Raw genomic sequence first — 19,692 nt, 5'->3', positions numbered from 1 at the left:
GTTCCAGCGTGCCGCCGTTCCCGGCGGGCGCGGCGCGTTCAATGACGGATTCTGTTTTCACGATTTCCCCTTTGTATGTTCGTGCCAGAGAGATTTTTGCTGAACCACTTCCATGGATATTTCCCGTGAGTGCCGCCCTGCGACGGTCAGGCGTCCAGGACCAGGTCCGTCACGGGTACGGCCTGGCAGGTAAGGCATATGTCCGGATCCTCGGGTTCCGCGCCTTGCAGATGGCGTACCTGCCCATGCATGATACGCACCGCGCAGCTTTCGCACTGGCCGACGCGGCAGCCGCTGGGCAAGGCCAGCCCCAGGCTGTCGGCGAAGGACAACAAGGTGCCGCGCGGCGCCGACCAGGCGGCCTCGGTCCGGGAGCGCTCGAAGCGCACGGCATATTGGCGCGTCGGATCCACGTCGACGCGCGGCGGCGAGCGGAAGGCTTCGCTGAAGATATCGAAGGCCGGCACGCCGCGCGCCGCCAGGCCTTCGGTAATGGCGCGCATCATGGGCGCCGGCCCGCACAGGTAGAAGCGGGCGCGGGCCTGGATCAAGGCATCCGGCACCGCGGCCGCGGTGGCGAAGCGGCCGGTGGCGCCGGCAATGTCAGGGGCGTCGCTGTAGTAGTGAAGGATGGCCAGGCGCGGCAGGCGCGCCGCCAGTTCGGCGAGCCGGCCGGCGTAGGCGGTGCTGTCCGGCGTCCGGTTCGCGTAATGCAGCCATACCGCTGGCATGGATGCGCGTTGCGCCTCGGGCAGGGCCGCCAGCGATTCCAGGTACGCCATGAATGGCGTGATCCCTATGCCGCCGGCGAACAGCACCACCGGCTGCGGCGATCGCATGGGCACGATGAAACCGCCGGACGGCGCACCGAGTTCGACGACGTCGCCGACGCGCAAGCGGGCGTGCAGGTGGCCGGACATCCGGCCTTCCCATGCCTGGCCTTCGTCCGTGTTGCCTTGCTGCCGGCGTACGGCGATGGTGTAGCGGTCGCGCCGGGGCGCCTCGACAGGATCGATCAGGGAATAGGCGCGCGTGACCGGGCCGGAAGTCGCGTCGGGATCTTCCGGCGCGGCCACGCGCAAGGTGATGTGCTGCCCCGGTTCGGGGTCGGGCAGCCCCTTGCCGTCCACCGGCGCGAAGGCGATCTCCAGTACGTCGTTCGTGCGGGGCGTCAGCGCGGCGACCCGGAATGGCCGGAAGCCGGTCCAGGCGCGGCGCGCGGGATCGCTGGCCGGATCCCGCGCGATGTCGCAGGCGAAAGCGCGCATGGGTACCGAACCGCTGACCGGATCGGCCATGTCGGCGGCGATCAGCGCGTTGTAGTTGCTGCTGGCCTGGCCTTGTACGGGAAAACCGTCGCGGCCCAGTTCGGGACAGGCCTGCCACCATCCATAGTCGGCGACGACGACGTTTTCCTGCAGATCCGCCTGAAGCTGCGCGACGAAGCGCGCCTGGCCCGAGCGCGTGCGGACGCGGACCCAATCGCCCGCGGCGATGTCGCGTCGCGCGGCAAGCGCGGGATGCAGGCCGATGCGCGGTACCGGATCGCGCTTGCGCAGGGAGGGCAGGGAACGATGCTGGCTGTGGCAGTAGTAGCCGCTCTTCGCGCTGGTCAGGGCGATGGGGTAGTCGCCGTCATCGCGACGCGGGGCGTCCGCCGGTTCGCGGTGGGCGGGCAGCGGCGCGTAGCCATGGCGCAGCAGCAGTTCGGAATAGAGTTCGACGCGCCGCGTTTCGGTCGCGAAACCCGTCACTTCGGCCGGCGCGGATGCCGCATCGGCGTACTTGCGGTCGCGGTGCGCCAGCGGCATGCGTATGCCGCCTTCGGCCCGGCGCAGGTCGGCGACCGTGATGCCCAGCGGTGCGAGCATATGGTCCCAGCCGCGTTCAAGGCTGCCGTCGAAGAACTGGTCCGCCATGCCCAGGCGGCATGCCAGGTCGAAGACGATGTCGTTGTCGGAACGCGATTCGCCGCGTGGCGACACCATGCGCGGCCGCAGCTGGACCAGTTCCTGCGCCTGCGCCGTGATCTCGAAGCCCACGCGCAGGCCTTCGCGTTCCCAAGGCGTGTTGATCGGCAGCAGGATGTCGGCGTAGCGTGCCGAGGGGGTTTCGAACAGATCGCAATGGACGTGGAATTCGAGCGCCCGCAAGGCGGCTTCTCCCATGTCCACGTCGGCCTGCGAAACGAGCGGGTTGGTGCCGAAGGCGACCATGGCGCGCACGCGGTAGGGTCGGCCATGCAGGATGGCGCCGTACAGGTCGCGCGCGGTGATCCAGCCCTGTTCGGGCGGCCCCAGCGGACGCTCCGCCAATCCCAGTGCCTTGGCGCGCTGCCGTGGCGTGATCAGGTCCATGCCGTTGACCGCCGCGACCGGTTGCCGTGGGTAGATGCGGTTGCCGCCGGGGGCATCGAAGCTGCCGGTCAGCGCGTACAGCACGGCGACGGCGCGTTCGGTCTGCGTGGCATTGCCCTGCTGGCCGATGCCGGTCCATGCATGGTAGGCCACGCTGGGCGCCTCGGCGATGAGCCGGGCGGCGGTCCGCAGCTGGTCGGGCGGGACGCCGGTGATATCGGCGACGTGTTCGGGCGTATAGACCGCGCACTGCGCGGCCAGCAGGTCGAATACGGGACGGCAACGCACGACGCCGCCATCGCGCAGCCTGACTTCGTACGCGCCGCGCAGCGCATAGCGGGCGCTGCCCTGTTCGGCGGCGGCGTAGCGGGTGTCGTAGGCGGTGGGCGCGGAGGACACGCGGTTCCAGGCAACGAAGACGGCCGGCGTGTCCGCGGCCGTGTCCGCGTTCATGGACATGTCCGGCGAGGGATGCCGGGATTTCGCCATCGACCCGCGCGCCGGCGTGGGCGCGCCGATGGCCCGCGTGGCCACCTCGCCCGCCTTCAGGAACATGCCCGTATCGTCTCGCACCAGCAGCGGCGCATTCGTCCAATCGCGCACGAACGCCGCGTCATAGCCCTGTGTCTCGATCAGCAAATGCGCCAGGCCCAGGGCCAGCGCCGCGTCGGTACCGGGCCGCACCTGCAGCCAGGAATCCGCCTGCGCGGCCAGCGCGGTGCGGCGCGGGTCCACGACCAGCAGCCGCGCGCCGGCGGCCCGTCCGACCCCCACGGCGTGGGCCTGTGCCAGCCAGGTGTTGGCCGGGTTATGCCCCCACAGGACGATAAGCCCGCTATTGGCGTAGTCGGCCGTCGGCATGCCGCAGCCGAAGGTGAAGGCGTGGGCGTAGTCCTTGTGCCAGTTGCAGATTTCGGTGGCGTAGCAGATGTTCGGACTGCCGAAGCCGCGCACGAAGCGCTCGATCCAGTCGATGCTGTCGGACAGCGGCGTGCCGCTGGGCGTGGTCACGCCGAAGGCCACGGCTTCGGCGCCGCTCTCGCGCCGGATCGCGTCAAGGCGGGTGGCGATCTCCCGCAGCGCTTCTTCCCAGTCGATGCGTTCCCAGCCGGGGTCGCCGCCATCCTTGGGGCGCGTGCGGCGCATGGGGTAAAGCACCCGATGCGGGCTGTGCACCAGCTCAGGCGCCGCGCGGCCTTTCATGCACATCGCCTGGCCGGTCGGGTGGTCGGCATCGGGGACCACGCGCACCAGCGCATCGTCCTGGACGATGTTGCGCGTGCCGCAGCGCGAGCGGCATAGCGTGCAATAGCCGCGTTTTTCCGTGACCACCGGCGTTACCCCATATTCGCGTCATGGATATCGATGGGCGGGATACTAGGACCATGCCGACAATATTGCTAATATAAATTTTTGAAATCGCAATATAGATTATCTATATATAAGTTGCGAGAGGCGCGTCGCGTGGTGGCGGGCGAGGGCGGTGCGGCATTGAAAGGAATCCGACGGTCATGCAGATCACCTTGAGGCAACTGGAGTACTTCCTGGCGCTGGCCGAAACGGGCCAGGTGTCCAAGGCGGCGCTACGCTGCAATGTGTCGCAGTCCTCGGTCACCATTGCCTTGCGCAACCTGGAAGAAAGCGTGGGCACGTCCCTGTTCAACCGCCATGCCAAGGGACTGCGCCTGACCGACGCGGGCGAGCGGTTCGCGCGCCATGCGCGCAATGTCACGGGGGCGTTCACCCGCGCCATGGACGACATGCGCGCCGAGCCGGATAACCTTGCCGGGCATTTGCGGCTGGGCGTCACGGAAACCATTTCCGCGTACCTGATGCCGGCGGTGATCACCGCGGTCGGGCAGCGTTTCCCGAACCTGCGGCTGGACGTGGTGGAGCGCGATCGCGCCGTGGTGGAAGTCGATTTGCTGGCGGGCAAGCTGGACCTGGCCATCGTGATCGTGTCCAACCTGACGCGCTTCGACAAGCTGCAGTACGACACCGTGCTGAAGTCCCCGCGCCGCTTGTGGACGCATCCCGACCATCCGCTGCAGCATGCCGGCAAGGTCGGTCTGGCCGACGTGGCGCGCGCCGACTATGTATTGCTGGACATGGATGAACACATCGAGACCGTGGGCAAGTACTGGGGGCGCCACGGCCTGCGGCCGCGGGTGCGTTTCCAGAGCCGGTCGCCGGAAGCGGTGCGCAGCCTGGTGGCCTTGCAGCAGGGTGTGACGATACTGTCGGATCTGGTGTACCGGCCGTGGTCCCTGGAAGGAAGGCGCATCCTGCGCCGCGACCTCATCGACGAGGTGCCGACCATGGATATCGGCATCGTCTGGCGCAAGCGCGGCAAACCGGCCAGGGAAGCGGACGCCTTGACGGGCTTCCTGCATTCATCCATCAAGGCGCTGGCGCATGTGTGAGGCGCGGCGCGGTCCGGCCGTCCGGCGATCCGTCGGACGGCGGCCGGGCGCCGGGCGCGGCGCTAGCGGTGTTCCGTACGGTGCACCTGGTAATGCGCGAGCTTGTCCCAGTCCCACTCGATGCCCAGGCCCGGTTCGGGCGACGGGATGGCGCGGCCTCCCTGCACGCGCATCCCTGTCGTCGTGACCATATCGAGCTGCGGGATGTATTCCAGCCAGCGGCTATTCGGTACGGCGCAGCACAGGGCCACGTGGATTTCCATCAGGAAGTGCGGGCATACCGGCACGTTGTAGGCTTCGGCCATGTGCGCGACCTTGAGCCAGGGCGTGATGCCGCCGATGCGGCCCACGTCGACCTGCACGATGGTGCAGGCGCCGCTTTGCAGATAGTCCTTGAACTGCGACACGCTGTACAAGGATTCGCCGACGGCGATGGGTAGCGTGGTCGTCGCGCACAGGCGGCGGTGCGCGTCCACGTCGTCGGCATGGATAGGTTCTTCGAACCAGGCGATGTCCAGGGCTTCGAAGCAACGCGCGCGGCGTATGGCTTCGCTCAGGCTGAACCCCTGGTTGGCATCCGTCATGACGTCCCATCCGGGGCCGACGGCGTCGCGGACCGCGGACAGCCGCTCCATGTCTTCCGCCACGTGCGGGCGGCCTACCTTGATCTTGGTGCCGCCGAAGCCCGCTTCCTGCGCGCGCAGGGCTTCGTCCACCAACTGGGCTTCGTCCAGGTGCAGCCAGCCGCCTTCGGTGTAGTACATCTCGATGCCGTCCTTGGCGCCGCCCGCCAGCCTGTGCAGGGGCAGGGCGGCGCGGCGGGCGCGCAAGTCCCACAAGGCGGTATCGATGGCGGCCAGGGCGATGGAGGTCAGGGCGCCCACCGTCGTGGCGTGGACGCGGAAGAACAGGTCGCGCCACAGCATTTCGATGTCGTCGGCTTCGCGGCCGATCAACAGCGGGGCCAGGTGGTCGTCGAGCAGACGGACGACGGAAGAGCCGCCGGTGCCTATGGTGTAGCTGTAGCCGGTGCCCACCATGCCGTCGGCGTCGCGGATGCGCACCATGGGCGTCTCCTGGCATTCGAAACTCTGGACGGCGTCGGTGCGTTTGACCTTGGGCCGCAGGTTGACCAGCAATACTTCGACGGAAACGATGGCGGGCATGCGTGCTCCTGTTGAAGGGATCGATCGGACAGCGAACCGGTGGATGGGCGCATTATGCGCCGGCACGGTGCTCTCCGGCGGCGTGCCGAGGCCGCGGAAGGCGTATCCGCCAGGCCGCCCCGGCGCGTCACGCGGCCGGCGTGCGGTTGCGGGTTTACCCCTGGTTGTAAGGCAACTTGATAAGCAGATAGGATGCAAGCCATCGCGACCACAACAACGATCAGGAGACAGCCATGGCCGATTCCGGCCCGGCGCCGGCGGCCTATGCCGATCTGCGCGGCAAGGTGGTGGTGTGCACGGGAGCGGCCAACGGCATAGGGCGCGCCATGCTCGATGCCTTCGCGCGGCATGAATGCCGCCTGGCGCTGCTGGATATGGACGCGGAAGGACTGGCGGCGGCCCAGGCGCAGCTCAGCGACCGCTATCCCGACGTCCAGACGCTGTGTCTGCAGGCGTCGGTGCGCGACGATGCGGCGGTGGAGCAGGCCTATGCCGATGCGCGGTCCCGCTTCGGCCGGGTCGACATCACGCTGAACAACGCCGGCATATCGATGAACAAGCCTGCGCTGGAACTCACCGGCGAGGAGTGGCGGCGCGCCATCGACATCGATCTGAGCGGGGTGTTCTATTGCTGCCAGTCGGCGGGCCGCATCATGGCGGCGCAGGGCGGCGGCATCATCATCAACACCGCCTCGATGTACGGCGTGGTCGCCGCGCCCGAACGCGCCGCCTACTGCGCGGCCAAGGCCGGGGTGATCGCCCTGACCAAATCGCTGGCCGTGGAGTGGGCGTCCGCCGGCATACGCGTCAATGCGCTGTGCCCCGGCTACATCCGCACCGCGCTGGTGGACGGCCTGATCGCCCGCGGCGCGCTGGACGCGGATCGCATCGCCGCGCGCGTGCCCCTGGGCAGGCTGGGCACGCCCGGGGAAATGGCGGAGGTGGCGCTGTTCCTGGCCTCCGACGCCGCCCGCTACACCACCGGCCACGCCTTGCTGTCGGACGGCGGGTGGACCGCCAATGGATATCTTTGAATCGCCATGCCGGAATACATTTCCCTGACACCGCGCGCGCCCTGGGTCGCGCTGACGACCACCGACGAGGATTGGGCGCTGGCCGATCCCGGCCTGCTGGGCACCCTGCTGGCGCACTGCCACCTGATACGGGGGTTCGAAGAGACCGTGCTGGCGCTGGCCGCGGAAGGCCTGGTGCATGGTCCGGCGCATTCCAGCATCGGCCAGGAAGGCGGCGCCGCCGGCTCGATCGTGGGGCTGCGCGCGGCCGACGGCGTGAGCGGCTCGCATCGCGGGCATCACCAGTTCCTGGCCAAGGCGCTGGCCTATCTGTGTCCGCGGGGGATAGACCCCCACGCCGACATCGGCGCGCCGGTGCGGGCGCTGCTCCAGCGCACGCTGGCGGAAATCCTGGGGCTGGCGCAGGGCTTCTGCAAGGGGCGCGGCGGATCCATGCATTTGCGCTGGCCAGAGGCCGGCGCCTTGGGCACCAACGCCATCGTCGGCGGCGGCGTGCCCATGGCCGCCGGCCAGGCCTGGGCCAACCGCAAGGCGGGCAGCGATGCCGTCATGGTGACGTATTTCGGCGACGGCGCGATCAACATAGGGTCCGTGCTGGAGACCATGAATCTGGCGGCCGCATGGAAGCTGCCTTTGTGTTTCTTCATCGAGAACAACCGCTATGCGGTGGCCACGAGCGTGGAGGAGATCACCGCTGAACCGCGGCTGTCGGCGCGCGGCATGGCCTTCAACATCCCCGCCTGGCACGTCGACGGCATGGACGCGTTGGCGGTGCATCTGGCGACGCAGGCGGCGCTGGCGCATATGCGGGCGGGCAAGGGGCCGGTCTTGATCGAGGCCGACGTCTACCGCTACTTCCACCAGAATGGTCCTTTCCCGGGCAGCGCCTTCGGCTATCGGGCCAAGGAAGAAGAACAGGCGTGGCGCGAGCGCGATCCGCTCGAGCTGCTGGCGCGGCGCATGACGCAAAGGGGATTGATCACGCCGGCGGCCGTCGATGCCCTGCGCGAGCGCGTGGCGGCGGCGATGCGGCAGGCGGTGGAGGCGCTGATCGAGCCTGTGCCCGGCGCCGACCTACACGGGTCGCCGGCGAGCGGCAAGATCGCGCGCCGTATCCGTCCCGGACTCTGGCCGTCGCCGGACTTTCGCGATGTCGGGATACTGGGCGATCTGTCGGAGATGATCGACCCCGTGGCCGGCGCGGACGCCGGCTTCGATCCCGATGCCGACGGTGCGACCGAGCCGCGCAAGTTCATCGACGTCGTCGCCGATCTGATGGATCGCCGCATGGCCGCCGACGAAAGCATCGTCGTCATGGGCGAAGACGTTCACCGGCTGAAGGGCGGCACCAATGGCGCGACGCGTGGATTGGCGCAACGCTATCCGGACCGCTGCCTGGGCACGCCCATCAGCGAGAACGCCTTCGTGGGCCTGGCGGGCGGCATCGCGCTGGACGGCCGCTACAAGCCGGTCGTGGAATTCATGTATCCGGACTTCATGTGGGTGGCGGCCGACCAGCTGTTCAACCAGATCGGCAAGGTGCGGCATATGTTCGGCGGCGACGACGCGGTGCCGCTGGTGCTGCGTACCAAGGTGGCGATGGGAACGGGCTATGGCTCGCAGCATTCCATGGATCCGGCGGGCATCTTCGCCACCTGCCCGGGGTGGCGCATCGTGGCGCCATCCACTCCCTGCGACTACGTCGGCCTGATGAACGCGGCCCTGCGCTGCAAGGATCCGGTGCTGGTCATCGAACACGTGGACCTGTACAACGCCACCGCGCCGGCGCCGCGCGAGAATTACGATTTCGTGCTGCCGGTAGGGCAGGCGGCCTTGCGCCGCACGGGGCGGGCGCTCACCGTGATCGCCTATCTGTCCATGGTCGGCCACGCCATGGAAGCCCTGGACCAGCTGGGCCTGGAGGCGGACCTGATCGACCTGCGCTGGCTGGATCGCGCCAGCCTGGATTGGGACACCGTGGGCGCCAGCGTGCGCAAGACCAATAACGTGCTGATCGTCGAGCAGGGCGCGCGCGGCACCTCGTATGGCGGCTGGCTGGCCGACGAGATCCAGCGGCGTTATTTCGATAGTCTGGATCAGCCGGTGCAACGCGTGACGGGCGGCCTGGCCGCGCCCAGTATTTCCAAGGTGCTGGAGCGCGCGGCCGCGGCGCGTACGGAAGAGGTCGTGGAAGGACTGCGCGAGATCCTGCGCAACAAGGGGGAAGCCTGATGGCCACGATGGTCTGCATGCCGGCGGTATCGGCCAACGCGCCCGACGCGGTGCTGGTGGAGTGGACGGTCAGGGAAGGCGATACGGTGCGCGCCGGGGACAGCCTGGGCGGCATCGAGACGGACAAGGCCGTGGTGGATCTGGAAGCCGAACACGATGGCGTGATCGGCCGGTTGCTGGTGGCCGCCGGCACGCGCGTCGCCGTGGGCGCGCCGGTCGCGGTGTTGCTGCGGCAGGGCGAAACGCCGCAGGACGTCGCCGAGGCCGCCAGCCGCGCCGAGGCGGCGGCGGATGGCCGCGGCGCGGGCGGGTCGTCGGCCGAGCCGCTGGAAACCGGGCGCTTGGACGGCGGCGGCGTGCGTGGCGCAGCGGCGCCATCGCGCGGCGCGCCGACGGACTCCGCCGCGACGGCCGACCGGATTGTCGCCAGTCCGGTGGCACGCCGGCTGGCCGCGGACGCGGGATTGGCGTTGGCCGATTTGAGCGGCTCGGGTCCGGGCGGGCGCATCATCAAGCGGGACGTCGAACAAGCCCTGCTCGGCGGCGCCCAGCCGCATCCGCGGCCGGCCACGGCGGGCAGCCTTGATCGGCGAACCGACGATGCAAGTTCGCGGCCGTCCGCCTACGACGAACTGCCGCACGGCTCGATGCGCCGCGCCATCGCGCGGCGCCTGAGCGAAAGCAAGCGGACGATCCCGCACTTCTATCTGCGCGGACTGTGCCGCGCCGACGCTCTGCTGGGGCTGCGGGACCAGCTGAAGGCCGTCGTGCCGGGCCGCGTATCCATCAATGACCTGGTGGTGCGCGCCGCCGCCTGCGCGCTGCGCGACGTGCCGGAGATGAACGTGACCTGGACGGAGGACGCGTTGCGGCGCTATCGCCATGCGGACATCTCCGTGGCCGTCGCCACGCGCAACGGGCTGGTGACCCCGATCGTGCGCGGCGCGGACCGGCTGGGCGTGCCCGCGATCAGCAGCGCCATGGCCGCGCTGATCGAGCGCGCCCGGGCCGGCGGCCTGCGCCCCGACGAATACGAAGGCGGCAGCTTCGGCATCAGCAATCTGGGCATGGCGGGCGTGTCCGACTTTGCCGCGATCATCAATCCGCCGCAATCCGCCATGCTGGCCGTCGGCGCGATCGGCCGGGAAGCCGTGGTGGAAGACGATACGATACGGGTCGCGTCGGTCATGCGCTACACGCTGGCGGTCGATCACCGCGCCATCGACGGCGAGCTGGCCGCTCGCTGGCTGGCGCGTTTTACCTGGTACCTGGAGCATCCGGTGGCGATGCTCGTGTGAGGGTCGGTTTCATGCAGCATCCCTATATTCCTCCCGGCATCGATGCGCTGGACGAACAGCCCATCCCCCGCGGCGCGGGCCTGGCCGCCGGCGTGGCGCAGCGCCTGCGGCTGGCCATCGAACGGCGCGACATCGCCGCCGACGGCAACCGGCTGCCCTCGGAAGCCGCGCTGGCGCGCACCTATGGCGTCAGCCGGCCGGTGATCCGTGAAGCGATGTCGCTGTTGAAATCCGATGGCCTGGTGATCTCGCATCAAGGGCGCGGGCAGTTCATCAATCCGCAGGGCAGCTCGGTGTTTCGCATGGAGCCGCCGCTGGACACGGAGGAGGGCCTGAGCGAATTGTTCGAGTTCCTGCTGGCCGTGGAGGTACCGGCAACACGGCTGGCGGCGCAGCGCCGCAGCGCCGCGGAACTGGAAGCCATCAGGTCGGCGTACCAGCGCCTGTACCAGGCGACCCGCGATCTCGGCGACGGGACGGACGAGGACGAGGCCTTCCATCGCGCCATCGTGCAGGCCAGCCATAACCAGTACTTCATCGGCTTCGCCAATTTTCTCGATGCGCGCGTGCGGGGACTCATACGCACGGCGCGCAAGAATACGCGCAATCGTTCGATGGAACTGGTGTGGCAGGTGCAGCGCGAGCATGAGGCCATATTGCGGGCCATCGAGGACGGCGATCCCGAACGCGCCAGCGCGGCGGCCACCGCGCATTTGAACAATGCGGCGTCCCGTTTGGCGCTGTACCGGGAATAGCCGGCCGGCGCCGCGTCAGGTCATCAACCACCCACCGGCGACGTCTATGGTCTGCCCGGTAATGAAGCGCGCCTGCTCGGACGCCAGGAATACGCAGGCGTCGGCGACTTCCTCCGGCGTGCCCAGGCGGCGCAGGGCGGTGACCCGCGTTACGGCCTCATTGACTTCGGCCGGCACGGTCTTCAGCAGCGGCGTGGCGATGCGGCCGGGCGCCAGCGCATTGACCGTGATGCCGTATTCGCCCAATTCGCCCGCCCAATGGCGGGTCAGGCCGATCAGGCCGGCCTTGGTGGCGGCATAGTGGCCGGCCACGATGTCGCAGTAGGTCTTGCCCGCCACCGAGGACATGTTGATGATGCGGCCCCAGCCTTGCGCCATCATGTGCGGCGCCGCCAATCGCGTCAGGTAGAAGGCGGCATTCAGGTTCACGCGCATGACCGCGTCCCATTCCTGCGGCGGCATTTCCCATACCTTCAGCGCGCGGCCGCCGGTCTTGGGTGAGATGCCGGCATTGTTGACCACGATGTCCGCGCCGCCCAGCGCGCCGGCCAGCGTCTGGTAGGCGGCTTCGCAGGCGGCATAGTCCTGGATGTCCGCCTGGACGAAGCATGCGGTATGGCCGGCGCCGGCCAGATGGGTCCGCAGCGCGGCGCCCGCCTGCGCGTCGCGGTCCACCAGGCCTACCTTGGCGCCGGCGTCCAGCAGGGCTTGCACGATGGCCGCGCCTATGCCGCCGGCCGCGCCGGTGACGATGGCGGTTTTGCCGGCGATGCCGGCCGCGGCGGATAGATGCCCGGCGGCCGGGGCATGCCCTGGTCCGGCGGCCAAGCCGTGATTTGTCTCAGTGGCCAAGGTATGCCCTCTTTACGTGCGGGTTGTTCAGCAATTCCTCGCCCGTGCCGGCCAGCACGATGGCGCCGTTCTCCAGCACATAGCCGCGGTCGGCCAGACGCAGGGTGCGGAATACGTTCTGTTCCACCAGCAGCACCGTCACGCCGTGCGCGGTGATGCCGCGGATGATGTCGAACATCTGCTGCACCAGCAGCGGCGACAGTCCCAGCGAGGGTTCGTCGAACATCAGCAGCCTGGGATCGGCCATCAGCCCGCGGGCGATCGCCACCATCTGCTGTTCGCCGCCGGACAGCGATCCCGCGTATTGGCCCAGCCGCTGCTCGACGCGCGGGAACATCTGCAGCACTTCTTCCAGTTTGCGCCGCACCTGCGCGCGCGCGGCGCGCTTGTAGGATCCCATCAGCAGGTTGTCCCGCACGGTGAAGTGCGGGAACAGCTGGCGTCCTTCGGGAATCATGGTGATGCCCGCGTCGACGATGTCGTAGGGCGCGCGGTTGGTCAGCGGCCGGCCTTCGAACTCGATGCTGCCGCCCTGGCAGGGGATGATGCCGCACAGGGTTTTCAAGGTGGTGGTCTTGCCCGCGCCGTTGGCGCCGATCAAGGTGACGATTTCGCCGGGCCGCACTTCGAAATCCAGGCCGTTCAATACCTGGGTCTTGCCATAGCCGGCGCGCAGCTGGGACACCTTAAGCATCCTGGTACTCCTTGCCCAGATAGGCCTCGATCACCGCCGGGTTCTCCACCACGTCGCGCGGCGCGCCGCTGACCAGGACGCTGCCTTCGTTGATGACGATGATGCGGTCGGACAAGGCCATGGTGGCGCGCATCATGTGCTCGATCAGCAGGATGGAGACGCCGCTTTCGCGGATGCCGCGGATCAGGTCGATGGCCAGCGCGATGTCGGTGGGGTTCAGGCCGGCCATGACCTCATCCAGCAGCAGGATGCGCGGGCGCGTCGCCAGCGCGCGGGCAACCTCCAGGCGCTTCATGCCGCCCACCGTCAGGTTGCGGGCTTCGGTGTCCAGGAATCGGGTCAGGTGCGTGCGTTCGGCGACCTCGCGGGCGATGCGTTCGGCTTCGTCGTGGTCGCGGGTATTGATGTAGGCGCCCAGCATGATGTTTTCCAGCACGCTGAGGCCGGTGAAGGGCTGGGCGATCTGGAAAGTGCGGCCCAGGCCGTGATGGGCGAATTCGTCGGGCGTGTCGCAGCCGATCCAGGCGCCGTTGGCGTCGCGCAGCCGGACGGTCCCCTTGTCGGGGCTCAGGAAGCCCGACAGCAGATTGAATACCGTCGTTTTGCCGGCGCCGTTGGGGCCGATGATGCCCAGGATCTCGTGCTCGTGCAGGGTCAGCGAGACGTCGTTGGTGGCGCGCAGGCCGCCGAAGTTTTTGTGCAGGTTTTCCGCCTTGAGGACGGGCGGGCCCAGGGGCCTGGGCGCCTGGGCGGCAGCTGCCGGTACCCCGGCCGCGGCGCTCGTATCCACATGCGGCCGCGGCCGCCCGCCCAGATAGGGCAGGCGCGCCAGCAGGCGCTCCACGCCGGGGCCGAACGCGCCGGCCAGGCCGCGCGGGATGGTCAGCACGACGGCGACCAGGATCAGGCCATAGATCAGCCCATGCATGCCGTTGCCCACCGCGCTGAGCCATCCGCGCGCCAGTTCGGCGATGGGCAGGACCAGGAAGGTGCCGGCGACGGGGCCCGCCACCGTCCCGAGTCCGCCGATCAGCGCGAACATGGCGATCTGCACCGATAGGTCCAGCGAGAATGCCGACGCCGGATCGATGAAGGTCAGATAAGTGATGTGGAAAGTGCCGATGATGCTGGTCAGCACGGCGGAGACGACCGCCGCCAGGATCTTGACGCGGGTCGTATGGATGCCGACCGCCCGCGCGGCATCCTCGCGTTCGCGGATGGCGATCAGGTAGTGGCCCATGCGCGACTTGCGCACCAGCCAGGATATCCAGAGCACCAGGACGAACAGGGCGAACGCGATGATGACGTAGTTCGCCTTTTCGCGGAACACGATCCACTTCCAGCCTATGTTCAGCGGCAGGCTGATGCCGCTGGAGCCGCCCGTCCAACGCTCCTCATGGATGACCAGCAGCCGGAAGACCTCCAGGATGGCGATGCTGGCCAGGGCGAAGAAAGGCCCGCGCAGGCGCAGCGTGGGATAGCTGACGATCACTGCCACGATGGCCGACAGCAGCGCGCCGGCGGCCATGCCTATCCACGGCGATATGGCGAAATTCTGCGTCAGCAGCGTGGCGGTGTAGCCGCCGATGCCGTAGAACACCGCATGTCCCAGCGATAGCTTGCCGGCATAGCCGCCCACGATGTTCCAGGCCACCGACATGGCCGCGAATACGAACAGCAGGATGAAGAGATTGGTCCAGAACGGCGTGCCCAGCGCGACCGGCAGGATGAACATGAGTGCCAGCAGGATCAGGCTGACATAGGCTTTGGGATCGCGGAAATCCGGCAACACGCCTTGCTCCTTTTATTCCGTGCCCACGCCGAACAAGCCGGCCGGCCGCAAGACGAGGATCAGCAGGAAGATGCCGAAATAGACGACTTCCTTCAGGTCGGGGGCGATGTAATAGCCCGCCAGCGCATCCACCACCCCGATGATCATGGAGCCCGCCACCGCGCCATACAGGCTACCCATGCCGCCGAGTACGACGATGACGAAGGCGGTCAGGACGAAGTACGTGCCGACGGTCGGGAACACCGGGTACTGGGGCGCCAGCAGGCCGGCGGCGATGCCGACGAAGGCCGTGCCGAGTCCGAAGGCGATGACGTAGACCATCCTGACGTTCACGCCCATCAGCATGGCGGCGTAGCGATGCTGGGCTACGGCACGCAAGGCGCGGCCCAGATAGGTGCGATGCATGAAGATGTGCAGCAGCACCGCCAGCACGATGGCCACCACGAAAGTGATCAGCTGTCCGCTCACCATGGAGTACTTGCCCAGCGCCACCGGGCCCGTGCCCAGTTCGACGGGCGCGCGGAATACATTGGCGCCGAACACCACCAGGGCCAGGTTGAGCAAGATCGTCGATACGCCGACGGTGGCGAAGATCTGGATGTGTTCGTCGGCGTTCAGCAGCGGCTGGATGATGGCGCGCTGCGTGAAGGCGCCCAGCGCGAACATGATGATGGCCACGGGCGCCAGCCCGATGTACGGATGCAGTCCGAACTGGCTGGCCGCCAGGTAGACCAGGTACATGCCTATCATCAGGAATTCGCCGTGGGCGAAGTTGACCACGCGCACCACGCCGAAGATCAGCGTCAGGCCCAGGCTGATGATGGTGTAGGCGCCGCCCAGCAAAAGTCCGTTGATGATCAGCTGTACGAATATATCCATCGCGTGATTCCGCATGGGCGCCGGGCCGGCGCCCGCGCGTGTCCGGCCTGGCGGCCGGTCTGGTTTGCTTGACGCCCGAGGCGGCTACCGCGGGTATGCGGTAGCCGGGTCGTGTCCGGCCCATGGCCCGGCCGCCGGCAGGCCTGGGCCGCTGCCGTTATTTGTTGAAGACGGGCTTGCCCAGCGCCAGATTCGGCGGCGCGATGGTGACCAGCCTGCCGTTGTCCTGCCACTGCATCACATAGAACTCCGACGCGTTGTTCTGCCCGTCCGGGCCGAAGTCGAAGCCCCAGCCGTTGGCGGTTTCGCCGGGCTTTTTCTTATAGGCCAGCACGGCGGCGCGGATCTTGTCCTTGTCGGTGGACCTGGCATTGGCCATGGCTTCCAGGAAGGCCTTGGCGCCCACATAGTTGGCCAGGCTATGGCCGGACTGCGGATCGCTCTTGTACGCGGTCTTGTAGGCCTGCAGGAATTTGTCCAGGCCCGGCGCGCCCTGCGGATTGATGGACGCCTGCGGAAAGTCCAGGTCGAACACGCCGTTCATGCCCGGGCCGACCGCCTTGGCGGTATCAGCCAGGGAATAGCCGCCGCCGGCGCCGATGACCACCTTGGGCGTGAAGCCCGCCGACTTGGCCTGGTTGAAGTAAAGGATGGCGTCGTTCTGGTAGGCCGTCTGCAGTACCACATTCACATTGGCGCCTTTCAGCCGCAGGATCAGCGAGGACAGGTCCACCGTCTTGGCCGAATAGGGCAGTACTTCCGCGACCTTGTAGCCCAGCTCCTTGGCGCGCTGCTGCTCCGTGGCGGCGACGTCGGTGCCGTAGGGGCCATCCTCATGGATGATGCCGATGACGATGTCCTTGGGACTCATGCCCATGCCGGGCGCGACCAGGTCATGCAGGGCATTGACGACGGCGTAGCCGTATTTGCCGGTATTCGGGTTGCTGCGGAACAGGTACTTGTAGTCGCGCTGCGTGATCTTGTGGGCCGTCGCGCCCAGCTCGAAATACGGGATGCCAGCCAGTTCCGTCACCGGCGTCGCCGCATAGGAGATGCCCGAGGCATAGCTGCCGAATACCGCCACGACGCCCGAGGATGTCAGCCGTTTGGTTTCCGATACGGCTTGATTCGGATCGACGGCGTCCGCTTTCAGAATCTGGATCTTTTCGCCGTTGATGCCGCCCGCCGCATTGACTTCATTGACCGCGATTTCCAGCCCGCGGAAGCTTTCCTGGCCCAACAGCGCCAGCGCGCCGCTGAAGGGATAGACGGCGCCGACCTTGATATCCGCCGAAGCACCGGCGCTGAGCAGCATTCCGCATGTGCCGACCGCCAAGGCGAACTTGGTGAGTGTGTGCATGTCTCGCTCCGTTATGTCGTTGTATGAAGCTGCTTCGGACCGGCGCGCGTCTTCAGGCCAGGCAATACATATATGATATATTTTCCGCGCAGGCGACCGAGGGCTGCCCAATTCTGTCGTGGCGCTTCAAGCACGGTAAATGAGGGATTACCCGGGCCGGCCATAACGAGGAGACAAGCGCATGTTCGACGACGTCGATTATCGCGGCAGAAAAGTCCTGATCACCGCGGGCGCGGATGGCTTGGGGTGGGAGATGACGCAAGCCTTCCACCGCGCCGGCGCCAGCGTCATGATTTGCGATATCAATGCGGCGCGGCTCGCCGACGCGGCCCGCCACCTGCCCGGCCTGCATACGGCGCTTGCCGATGTGGCCGACGAAGCCAGCGTCGCCACTTTGTTCAAGGCGGTCGGCGACAAGCTGGGCGGCCTGGATATCCTGATCAATAACGCCGGCATAGCGGGTCCGACCGGTTTCGTGGAAACGCTATCCAAGGCGGATTGGGACCGCACGCTGGCCGTGAACATCACCGGCCAGTTCCTGTGCGCGCGCCTGGCCGTTCCGCTGTTGAAGCAATCGACGGCGGGCGTCATGATCAATCTGTCTTCGGCGGCGGGGCATCTGGGATTTCCCGGGCGATCGGCCTATGCGGCTTCCAAGTGGGCGGTGGTGGGCTTTACCAAGACCCTGGCGCTGGAGCTGGGCCCGCACGGCATTCGCGTCAACGCCGTCCTGCCGGGCGCCGTGGAGGGGCCGCGCATTCGCGCGGTCATCGATGCGAAGGCGCGCGCGCTGGGACGGCCCGTGGAAGAAATCGCCGCGCAATACGAGGACCAGGCGGCGCTGGGCCGCATGGTCACCGCGCGCGACATCGCCAATATGGTGCTGTTCAACGCCAGCCCGGCCGCGGGCAGCATCACCGGCCAGGCCATCGCGGTCGATGGCTTTACGCAGAAACTCTATTGAGGCCATGCCATGTCCATCGTAGCGATCGTCGGCGCGGGTCTGGTGGGGCAGGGCTGGGCTATTGTTTTCGCGCGCGCGGGCTGGCAGGTCCGCCTGCATGATGTGGCCGCGGATCGATTGGCCGAAGCGCGCGATCTGGTGGTGCGGCAGTTGCATGCCCTGCAGGCCCAAGGCCTGCTGCAGGATGCCGCGGCCGTCGCGCGGCGCGTGGAAACGGCTCCCACCCTGGAAGCCGCCCTGGACGGCGCGGCGTACGTGCAGGAGAATTCTCCGGAACGCGTCGACGCGAAACGCGCGCTGTTCGCCCGGATGGACGCGCTGGCGGCGCCGGACGCGATACTGGCCAGCTCGACGTCGAGCATTCCGGCCAGCCTGTGGAGCGGCGACCTGCCGCATCGTGAACGCTGCCTCGTGGCGCATCCCGTCAACCCGCCTTATCTGGTTCCCGTGGTGGAAATCAGCGGGGCGCCATGGACGTCCGGACAGGCGATCGCGCGGACGCGGGACATCCTGAATGCCGTCGGCCAGCGCCCGGTGGTGGTGCGCAAGGAGATCGAAGGCTTCATCCTGAATCGCCTGCAGGGCGCCGTGCTGCAGGAGGCCATGCGCCTGGTGCGCGACGGCGTCGCCAGCGTGGAGGACATCGACACCACGATGAAGGACGGGCTGGGACTGCGCTGGTCATTCATGGGGCCGCTGGAAACCATAGACCTGAACGCGCCCGGCGGCATCGCCGATTATTGCGCGCGCTACGGCGCGATGTACGCGTCCATCGGCGCATCGCAGGCCGAGGCGCCGGCATGGGACGCCGCGCTGGTGGAAACGCTATCGCGTGAACGGCGCGCGGCGCTGCCCGAGGAAGAACTGGCGTCGCGGCGTTTCTGGCGCGACGAACAACTGATGCGCTTGATGCGCCATAAACAGCAGAGCGGAGACGAGCATGGCTAAACCCAAGCAGAAGGTGATCATTACCTGCGCCGTGACGGGTGCGATCCACACGCCCAGCATGTCGCCGCATCTGCCGGTGACGGCTGACGAAATCGCCGAGGCCGCGATCGGCGCGGCCCGCGCGGGGGCCGCGGTGCTGCATTTGCACGCACGCGATCCCCATACCGGCAAGCCTTCCCAGGATCCCGCGCTGTTCGAGCCCTTCCTGAAGCGCATCAAGCAGGAGACCGACGCGGTGGTGAACATCACCACCGGCGGCAGCCCGCATATGACGGTGGAAGAACGCCTGCGGCCGGCGGCCACCTTCAAGCCGGAAGTGGCATCGCTGAACATGGGTTCGATGAATTTCGGCTTGTTCCCGATGCTGGAGCGGTTCAAGGAGTTCGAGCACGACTGGGAGCGGGAGCACCTGGAAAACAGCCGGTCGCTGATCTTCCGCAATACCTATCAGGACATCGAGACCATACTTGCCATCGGCAATGCCAACGGCACGCGCTTCGAATTCGAGTGCTATGACATCAGCCATCTGTACAACCTGAAGCACTTCGTCGACCGCGGGCTGGTGAAGTCGCCGCCATTCATCCAATCGGTGTTCGGCATCCTGGGCGGCATCGGCCCGCATCCGGAAGACCTGATGCACATGAAGCGCACGGCCGACCGCCTGTTCGGCAGCGAGTACGAATGGTCGATCCTGGGCGCCGGACGCAACCAGATTCCGTTGGCCACCATAGGCGCGGCGATGGGCTCGAACGTGCGGGTCGGGCTGGAGGATTCGCTGTGGATAGGCCCGGGCCAGCTGGCGGAATCCAACCGCGTCCAGGTCGAGCGCATCCGCACTATCCTGGAAGCGCTCAACCTGGAAATCGCCACGCCGGACGACGCGCGGGAAAAGCTCGGATTGAAAGGCAAGGACGACGTCGGCTTCTGATGCGCCGGCC

The 19,692-nt window shown here is 67.6% G+C and carries 15 protein-coding genes; 8 read left to right on the top strand and 7 right to left on the bottom strand.

Annotated features, from left to right (window positions below; translation table 11 throughout):
- Positions 1–146: 146 nt before the first annotated feature.
- Positions 147–3,689, bottom strand: a complete 3,543-nt coding sequence (locus ACNA0R_RS04385) for a molybdopterin-dependent oxidoreductase (RefSeq protein WP_415824710.1) — start codon at positions 3,687–3,689, stop codon at positions 147–149.
- Positions 3,690–3,868: 179 nt separating this feature from the next.
- On the opposite strand from ACNA0R_RS04385, the gene ACNA0R_RS04380 reads away from it, so the two are divergent.
- Entirely contained in the window at positions 3,869–4,780 is a 912-nt protein-coding gene (locus tag ACNA0R_RS04380) for a LysR substrate-binding domain-containing protein (RefSeq protein ID WP_415824709.1), read from the top strand.
- Positions 4,781–4,842: 62 nt separating this feature from the next.
- On the opposite strand, the gene ACNA0R_RS04375 is transcribed toward ACNA0R_RS04380, so the two are convergent.
- On the bottom strand, positions 4,843–5,946 hold the full coding sequence (locus tag ACNA0R_RS04375) for a mandelate racemase/muconate lactonizing enzyme family protein (RefSeq protein WP_415824708.1): 1,104 nt from the start codon (positions 5,944–5,946) through the stop codon (positions 4,843–4,845).
- A gap of 233 nt (positions 5,947–6,179) precedes the next feature.
- Here ACNA0R_RS04375 and ACNA0R_RS04370 point away from each other — a divergent pair, with 233 nt between their 5' ends.
- Genes ACNA0R_RS04370 through ACNA0R_RS04355 form a run of 4 tightly spaced genes read left to right on the top strand, consistent with a single transcriptional unit; the run spans position 6,180 to position 11,265 of the window.
- The gene (locus ACNA0R_RS04370) at positions 6,180–6,980 is read left to right on the top strand and encodes an SDR family NAD(P)-dependent oxidoreductase (protein ID WP_415824706.1); all 801 of its coding nucleotides are present in this window, start codon (positions 6,180–6,182) and stop codon (positions 6,978–6,980) included.
- A 6-nt stretch (positions 6,981–6,986) separates the two neighbouring features.
- Complete coding sequence (locus ACNA0R_RS04365) at positions 6,987–9,212, top strand: alpha-ketoacid dehydrogenase subunit alpha/beta (RefSeq protein WP_415824705.1); 2,226 nt, start codon at positions 6,987–6,989, stop codon at positions 9,210–9,212.
- Positions 9,212–10,510: a 2-oxo acid dehydrogenase subunit E2 gene (locus ACNA0R_RS04360; protein ID WP_415824703.1), complete on the top strand. Its 1,299-nt coding sequence runs from the start codon at positions 9,212–9,214 to the stop codon at positions 10,508–10,510. The genes ACNA0R_RS04365 and ACNA0R_RS04360 overlap by 1 nt, the downstream gene beginning before the upstream one ends.
- Before the next feature lie 11 nt (positions 10,511–10,521).
- The gene (locus tag ACNA0R_RS04355) at positions 10,522–11,265 is read left to right on the top strand and encodes a FadR/GntR family transcriptional regulator (protein ID WP_415824702.1); all 744 of its coding nucleotides are present in this window, start codon (positions 10,522–10,524) and stop codon (positions 11,263–11,265) included.
- A gap of 15 nt (positions 11,266–11,280) precedes the next feature.
- Here the strand turns inward: ACNA0R_RS04355 and ACNA0R_RS04350 are convergent, their stop codons facing one another.
- The 5 genes from ACNA0R_RS04350 to ACNA0R_RS04330 all read right to left on the bottom strand — a co-directional run bounded on the left by ACNA0R_RS04350 (position 11,281) and on the right by ACNA0R_RS04330 (position 16,842).
- Entirely contained in the window at positions 11,281–12,036 is a 756-nt protein-coding gene (locus ACNA0R_RS04350) for an SDR family oxidoreductase (RefSeq protein ID WP_415825019.1), read from the bottom strand.
- 70 nt (positions 12,037–12,106) lie between these two features.
- Complete coding sequence (locus ACNA0R_RS04345; RefSeq protein ID WP_415824701.1) at positions 12,107–12,811, bottom strand: ABC transporter ATP-binding protein; 705 nt, start codon at positions 12,809–12,811, stop codon at positions 12,107–12,109.
- A complete protein-coding gene (locus ACNA0R_RS04340; protein ID WP_415824700.1) occupies positions 12,804–14,603 on the bottom strand; it encodes a branched-chain amino acid ABC transporter ATP-binding protein/permease in 1,800 nt (599 codons plus the stop codon). Before ACNA0R_RS04340 ends, ACNA0R_RS04345 begins: the two co-directional genes overlap by 8 nt.
- Positions 14,604–14,615: 12 nt before the next feature.
- On the bottom strand, positions 14,616–15,482 hold the full coding sequence (locus ACNA0R_RS04335; protein WP_415824699.1) for a branched-chain amino acid ABC transporter permease: 867 nt from the start codon (positions 15,480–15,482) through the stop codon (positions 14,616–14,618).
- A 157-nt stretch (positions 15,483–15,639) separates the two neighbouring features.
- On the bottom strand, positions 15,640–16,842 hold the full coding sequence (locus tag ACNA0R_RS04330) for an ABC transporter substrate-binding protein (protein WP_415824698.1): 1,203 nt from the start codon (positions 16,840–16,842) through the stop codon (positions 15,640–15,642).
- Between the two features lie 181 nt (positions 16,843–17,023).
- Between ACNA0R_RS04330 and ACNA0R_RS04325 the strand changes: the two genes are divergently transcribed.
- The 3 genes from ACNA0R_RS04325 to kce are packed head-to-tail and all read left to right on the top strand — an operon-like array spanning position 17,024 to position 19,682.
- A complete protein-coding gene (locus ACNA0R_RS04325; RefSeq protein ID WP_415824697.1) occupies positions 17,024–17,806 on the top strand; it encodes an SDR family oxidoreductase in 783 nt (260 codons plus the stop codon).
- A 9-nt stretch (positions 17,807–17,815) separates the two neighbouring features.
- The gene (locus tag ACNA0R_RS04320; RefSeq protein WP_415824695.1) at positions 17,816–18,754 is read left to right on the top strand and encodes a 3-hydroxyacyl-CoA dehydrogenase; all 939 of its coding nucleotides are present in this window, start codon (positions 17,816–17,818) and stop codon (positions 18,752–18,754) included.
- Complete coding sequence (kce, locus tag ACNA0R_RS04315) at positions 18,747–19,682, top strand: 3,5-dioxohexanoate:acetyl-CoA acetone transferase (RefSeq protein ID WP_415824694.1); 936 nt, start codon at positions 18,747–18,749, stop codon at positions 19,680–19,682. Before ACNA0R_RS04320 ends, kce begins: the two co-directional genes overlap by 8 nt.
- Positions 19,683–19,692: the final 10 nt, after the last annotated feature.

It is taken from the genome of Bordetella sputigena, assembly GCF_965137885.1.
GTDB lineage: Bacteria > Pseudomonadota > Gammaproteobacteria > Burkholderiales > Burkholderiaceae_B > Bordetella_C > Bordetella_C sputigena.
This window is presented reverse-complemented; position numbering and strand designations above follow the sequence as displayed.